The following is a 5,416-nucleotide window of genomic DNA, read 5'->3' as shown; positions in this document are numbered from 1 at the left end:
AGGTGGGGGAGGCGGGCGGCGGCGGTGAGGTCGGCTCGCGCCCGGGTGATCTCGTGGGTCACCAACTTCCGTACCGCGTCCGTCTGTTGGCCCGACCTCAGGTCGTCCTCCGTCAGCGAGAACCGTTCCAGGGTCTCCGACGGGATGCCCGGGCGCCCCTCGCGCAGGTCCTCCGCGAGGTCGTTGGTGAAGTCGAGGCGCTGGCTGCCGTCGATGTAGGTGCGGCAGGCGGCGCGGAAGTCCCCGTCGTCCTCCTCGGGGCCGACCAGGGTGGCGATCAGCATGAAGGCGGGGAAGGTGTAGGCGTCGACGTACGCCTGGTAGTCGGCCTCGGTGGTGAAGCCGGTGAAGTCGAGTTCGGCGGTCGCGGTGGCGAGGTACGTCTCCAGGACGCCGCGCAGCCGGGGGCGGGCCGCGATCGTGTGGACCAGCGTGCGCAGGACCGCGTCCGAACTCGTTCCCGTCCGCAGGGCCTCCCGGACCCGGTGCTCCCACTCGTCCCACGCCGCCGCGCGCCGCGCGTGCGGGCCGGTGTCGAGGAGGCCGTCGCTGTGGTGCATGAACGCGGTGGCGGCCAGGACGTGCGGCAGGGCGGGGGCGGGGAGCAGAAGGCGGACGGCGACGTACGAGGCCCGGCGATACCGGGCCACCGTCCGCCGCTGCTCTTCGTAGTCCCGGCGCAACCCGGGGTCCCGTACACCTGCCGCGTCCAGACTCCGCTTCCACGTGCTCACGCGGTGATCGTAGGGGGCTGCCCGGTTCCGCCGTGCAGGGGGTCAGCGAGTGCGGGTTCTAGTCCCAGCCGCCGAAGAAACCCTTGTTCGCCTGGGCGTGGCAGACGTTGTAGCCGCCGGAGGCGTGGGCCTTCTCGGTGTGGCCGTTGACGGTGACGGAGCAGTTGATGTCACCGGAGCCCTGGAGCTGGGCGGTGACGGTGTAGTAGAGGGCGTCGTCGTTGAGGGGGAGCGTGGTGGTGAACTCGCCGTTCTTGAAGGTGCCTTGGCGGGTGTCGTTGTCGGAGCCGTAGGTGATGTGCAGAGGGCCGAGGGCGCCTGCGGGGGCGGTGCCCCACACCTTGAGGACGACGTCCTTGGTCTTCTTCGCGGCCTTCGTCGGGGCGGGGTTCGCGTCGGTGGCGGGGCGTTCGACGCGGGAGGTCGTCGGGGTCGCCTTGGTGTCGGTGGACTCCTTGTCGTCGCCGAGGCCGGCCAGGGCTCCGACGATGCCGATGGCGACGACGAGACCGAACACGCCACCGCATCCGATGCCGACGGTCTTGCCGATGGACCGCTTCTTCGGCGGCTGCGGGTGCTGCTGGTTCATGTGTCCCCCAGAGTGAGATGCGAGTTACTGGTGTGGGACTGGTGGGTGAGGTGTGTGGTTGCCGGAGATCGGTACAAGTCACCCGAACGGGTGATACGGGGCGGGGGCGGGGAGCGATGTGCGGAAGCCGATTCCCCGTACCGACTCGATGTGCAGCGCCCCGCCGAGCTTGCGGCGTAGGACTGATATGTGGGCGTCGAGTGTTTTTGTCGAGCCGTACCAGTTGGTGTCCCAGACCGCGGACATGATGGTTTCGCGAGGGAGGAGTTCCTCCAGGTGGTTCGTGAGGAAGGCGAGGAGGTTGAACTCCTTGGGGCGTAGGGGGACTTCGGTGCCGTCGAGGTGGACTCGGCGGGCGGGGCGGTGGATGGTGAGGCGGCCGTAGGCGTCGGGTTCCGTAAGGGGTGGGGCTGGGCGGTGGCGTCTTCGGGCTACCGCCCGTATTCGGGCGACGAGTTCGCGCATCCGCAGCGGCTTCACGACGTAGTCGTCCGCGCCGAGTTCCAGGCCCACGACCTTGTCGGTCTCGCTGTCGCGTCCGCTGACGATGACGATCGGTACGTCGCCGCGTGCCCGCAGTTCCTGGCAGACGTCCAGCCCGTCCATGTCGGGCAGGCCGAGGTCCAGGAGTACGAAGTCGGGTGCCGCGGCGGTCAGGGCGGCGTGCCCGGTGGGCGCCCAGGTGACGTGGTAGCCGTGCCGGGCCAGGCCGCGCCGTACGGCGTCGGCGGTGTCCTCGTCGTCCTCGACGAGCAGTACGCGCACGGGGTTCTCCTCAAGGGGGGCTGCGGTGACGGTCACGGGGTGTTGAAGCCCGCCTCCGTCATCCGGTACGCCAGCTCCCGCAGCGCGTCCGGGGAGTCGTCCAGCAGGAGCAGCCCGAACGCGCCGGTGCCGAGCACGTCGAGGAGGTTGCGCAGCTGCCCCGGCTCCTCGTCGGCGAGGAGGGACGCGGCGTCGCGCAGCACGAGGGTCACCGGGTCCGGGTCGGTCGCCGCGTCCAGGCACGCCTCGAACGCGGCCCACGTGTACCCGAAGTCCTCCGGGAAGCCGAGGACGTCGCTCCACTCGGCGAACAGCCCGATCGTGGACCGGCAGCGCGCGCCCCTGACCTCCAGCGCCGGCGACGGAACGGCGTCCAGCGCGGGGAGGGGCCGCAGCCAGGAGGTCGGGGGGCGTTTCGTCGCGGAAGACACGGTGGTTCCTCGGAGTCGTCTCGGTGTCCGGCGCGGACCTCACGTCCACGCCCACCCGAGGACACCAACCGAGTGTGTCGACGGACCGGCGAACACATCACAGGTTGCCGAAGGAAACGACGTACGGCCGAGACGGAGCGGCCGAGGGGGTGCCGGACCCGCTCTCAGCCCTCCGCCCTCGCCCCCAACCCCTCCCACGCCTGGTCGATCGCGGCGGCGTAATGGCTCCTGCTCACCGTCCCGGGGATGCCGAGGCGCCCGCCGAGCACCGTGAACGGGACGCCGGTCGCGCCGAGCCGCAGCGCCTCCGCGTGGTCCGCGCGCACCGCGTCCGTGTAACGGCCGGTGGAAAGGGTCTCGCGGATCTCCTCGCCGGGAATCCCGAGCCGCTCGCCGAGCCGGACCAGCGTGGCGTGCTCGAAGGCGTCCTCGCTGCCGGTGAACACCTCGGTCTGCATCGCGCGCAGGTACTCCCACGCGAGCCCGTGCGCCTTGCCGAGGTGGACCAGCCGCAGCATGTCCGACGTGTTGCCGACCGGCCGGTCGATCTCGTACCGCAGCCCCTCGACGCCGGCCAGCTGCGCCAGCCCCGCCTCCGTGGCCCTGGCCTGCGCGGGGGAGACGCCGTACGTCCGCGACAGGTGCTCCAGGGTCCGGGAGGCGGTGGCGGGCGCGGCCGGGTCGAGCTGGAAGGTGCGGATCCGCAGGTCGATGGCGCCGGCGTGCGAGGAGGTCCGGACGGCCCTGACGAGCCGGTGTCCGCCGATGTAGCACCAGGGGCACAGGACGTCCGCCCAGAGGTCGACCGTCAGCCGGGTCGTGGCGGGGGCTGTTGTCGAGTCCATCGGGGACCGCCTTCCAGTAACTTGATGTCACCCTCAAGATGTGACTCTAGCACTCAAGTTGAGGGTGGCATCAAGATCTGCCGACCTCGACGGCACAACGAAAAAGACGGCACGACGAAGAAGGGGCGGGCACCGGGCCCACCCCTTCGTCGTGATGATCAGCCGTACAGCTCAGCCCTCAGCCGAGCAGCTTCGCCGCCAGCGTTCCCGCGTTGTAGGAACCCCACCCGGTCGTGAAGTCCCAGCCGGACGCCGCCGAGTAGGCGCCGTTGCTGCCGCTGGTGACGTCGTGGAAGCCGGTGCCGTTCGCGGCGTACAGGGCCGGGTTGGCGAAGCCGAGGCCGGCCTTGCCCGAGGCCGCCGCCTGCTGGTTGTAGAGCGCCGCGAAGGCCGCCCACTCGGGTGCCGCCGCGCTGGTGCCGCCGACCGAGGACCAGGAGCCCTGCGAGTAGATGGAGACGCCGGGCGTCGGGTTGGCGTGCGCGGCGACGTCCGGGACCTGGCGGAAGCCGCCGCCCGCGCTCTTCTGGACGGAGGTCTGCCAGCTCGGGATCTTGAAGACGGACGACTTGCCGCCACCGCCGCCGGCCCAGGCGACCTCCTTGCTCCACGCGTTGCCGGACGTGACCGTCAGCCGGGTGCCGCCGACGCCCGTGACGTACGGGTCGCTCGCCGGGTAGTCGACGGCCGTGCCGCCGTCCTTCGCGTCGTCGGAGCCGTCGTCACCGGCGGCGGCGTAGAAGCCGAGCCCCTGCGCGGCGCCCGCCTTGAAGACGGCGTCCACGGCGTTGATGTTGGACGTGGTGCGCGCCGACTCCGCCGCACCCCAGCTGATGGAGGTGGTCGGGATGCCGCTGTCGACGATCGCCTGGTACGTGTCGACCTCCCCGGCGTCGGAGTTGGGCCCCTCGAAGACCGTCACGTTCGCCTTGGGCGCGATGGCGTGCAGCACCTCGATGTCGAGCTCGACCTCGACCTGCCCGTCACCGAGCGCCCCGGACCCGCCGTCGACCTTCTGCACGGTCGGGTTGGGCGAGCCCAGGCCGTAGTTGGTGTCGTACTTCGTGATGTTGGCCTGCTGGAACCCGTCGAACTCCAGCAGCGCGATCTTCTGCCCGCTGCCGGTGTACGTGCCGGACACGTTGTAGCCGCCCTTGAGCTGGGCCGGGGTGTAGCCGCCGCCGGGGCCGTCGTGCGGGGACACCGTCCGCGAGACCGCCTGGTGGTGCAGCTGGACGCGGTTGTTGAGGCCGGCGACGTCGCTCACGAGGGAGGCGATGGCCGAAGGGAGCGTGGGCGCCGAGGAGTTGGCGTAGAAGGTCCGGCCGGTGGCCGCGTCCTTGTACGTCGCCAGCTCCGTGCCGAACGCCTTCTGGAGCTGGGCGGCGGTGCCGCTGGCGTCGACGAGGAGGTTGCCCGCGTGCACCTTGTCCACGGTCAGGCCCTGGGAGCGGAGGTAGTCCTTGACCTGCTTGACCTCGGCGTCGCTGCGCCCGAAGCGGGCGGCGAACTGGGCCTTGGTGAGGTAGTGCCCGTACGAACTCGACGTCGGGTCACTGACCTTGGCGACGAACGTGTCCAGCGCCGAACCGCCTCTGGGCGTCAGGCTCACGGCCACGGATATCCGCTTGCCGGAGGCGACCCGGCCCGTGCGGGCCGCGTCGTGGCCGAGGCCCGTGAGGACGTCCCCGGTGATCGCGGCACGGGTCGTGTGCGGGGCGTCGGACGCGTACGCGGGGATCGCGGCGGGAATCGCGGCGGTGAGGAGAGCCGGGACGGCGACCAGACCGAGCAGTTTCAGGCGTGACTTCACCGAGTCCTCCGGGGGGTGGGGGGGGGGCTGTTCCGGAAGCGGAACGGCTTCACCGTAGGAAGACCGGGCCACCCCTCATAAGCGGGGGAACCCTTGCGTCACGTGTTAACAGCGGATGTCACGTCAACGCCCTGTGCCGGAACGGCGGTTGTGGGCCCGGCTCGGCTGACTCAGCGTCACCGCCGGGACGACCCGCCCGTCGTCCGGCGTGTCCACGGCCGCGCCCGAGGCCAGCACGG

6 protein-coding genes are annotated in these 5,416 nt (G+C 71.0%); all 6 read right to left on the bottom strand.

What is annotated here, in order from left to right; translation table 11 throughout:
- The coding region (locus AOK24_RS36420; protein ID WP_240554287.1) for a squalene/phytoene synthase family protein at nucleotides 1-734 on the bottom strand (734 nt) is incomplete at its 3' end.
- 58 nt (nucleotides 735-792) lie between these two features.
- Nucleotides 793-1,323 carry a hypothetical protein gene (locus tag AOK24_RS51610; RefSeq protein WP_079057175.1) on the bottom strand — a complete coding sequence of 177 codons (531 nt, stop codon included), beginning with the start codon at nucleotides 1,321-1,323 and terminating at the stop codon, nucleotides 793-795.
- Nucleotides 1,324-1,401: 78 nt separating this feature from the next.
- Complete coding sequence (locus AOK24_RS36410) at nucleotides 1,402-2,088, bottom strand: response regulator transcription factor (protein ID WP_055724237.1); 687 nt, start codon at nucleotides 2,086-2,088, stop codon at nucleotides 1,402-1,404.
- 32 nt (nucleotides 2,089-2,120) lie between these two features.
- Nucleotides 2,121-2,519, bottom strand: a complete 399-nt coding sequence (locus AOK24_RS36405) for a barstar family protein (RefSeq protein ID WP_055724235.1) — start codon at nucleotides 2,517-2,519, stop codon at nucleotides 2,121-2,123.
- A gap of 164 nt (nucleotides 2,520-2,683) precedes the next feature.
- A complete protein-coding gene (locus AOK24_RS36400) occupies nucleotides 2,684-3,364 on the bottom strand; it encodes a DsbA family oxidoreductase (RefSeq protein WP_055724234.1) in 681 nt (226 codons plus the stop codon).
- Between the two features lie 178 nt (nucleotides 3,365-3,542).
- Complete coding sequence (locus AOK24_RS36395; RefSeq protein ID WP_055724233.1) at nucleotides 3,543-5,177, bottom strand: S53 family peptidase; 1,635 nt, start codon at nucleotides 5,175-5,177, stop codon at nucleotides 3,543-3,545.
- Nucleotides 5,178-5,416: the final 239 nt, after the last annotated feature.

The sequence above is a fragment of the Streptomyces niveiscabiei genome (genome assembly GCF_001419795.1).
In the GTDB taxonomy this organism is placed as follows: domain Bacteria; phylum Actinomycetota; class Actinomycetes; order Streptomycetales; family Streptomycetaceae; genus Streptomyces; species Streptomyces niveiscabiei.
This window is presented reverse-complemented; position numbering and strand designations above follow the sequence as displayed.

Excerpts from the sequence above, each read along its gene's own strand:
- AOK24_RS51610 (WP_079057175.1), bottom strand. The coding sequence starts at position 1,323 with ATGAACCAGCAGCACCCGCAGCCGCCGAAGAAGCGGTCCATCGGCAAG.
- AOK24_RS36400 (WP_055724234.1), bottom strand. The coding sequence starts at position 3,364 with ATGGACTCGACAACAGCCCCCGCCACGACCCGGCTGACGGTCGACCTC.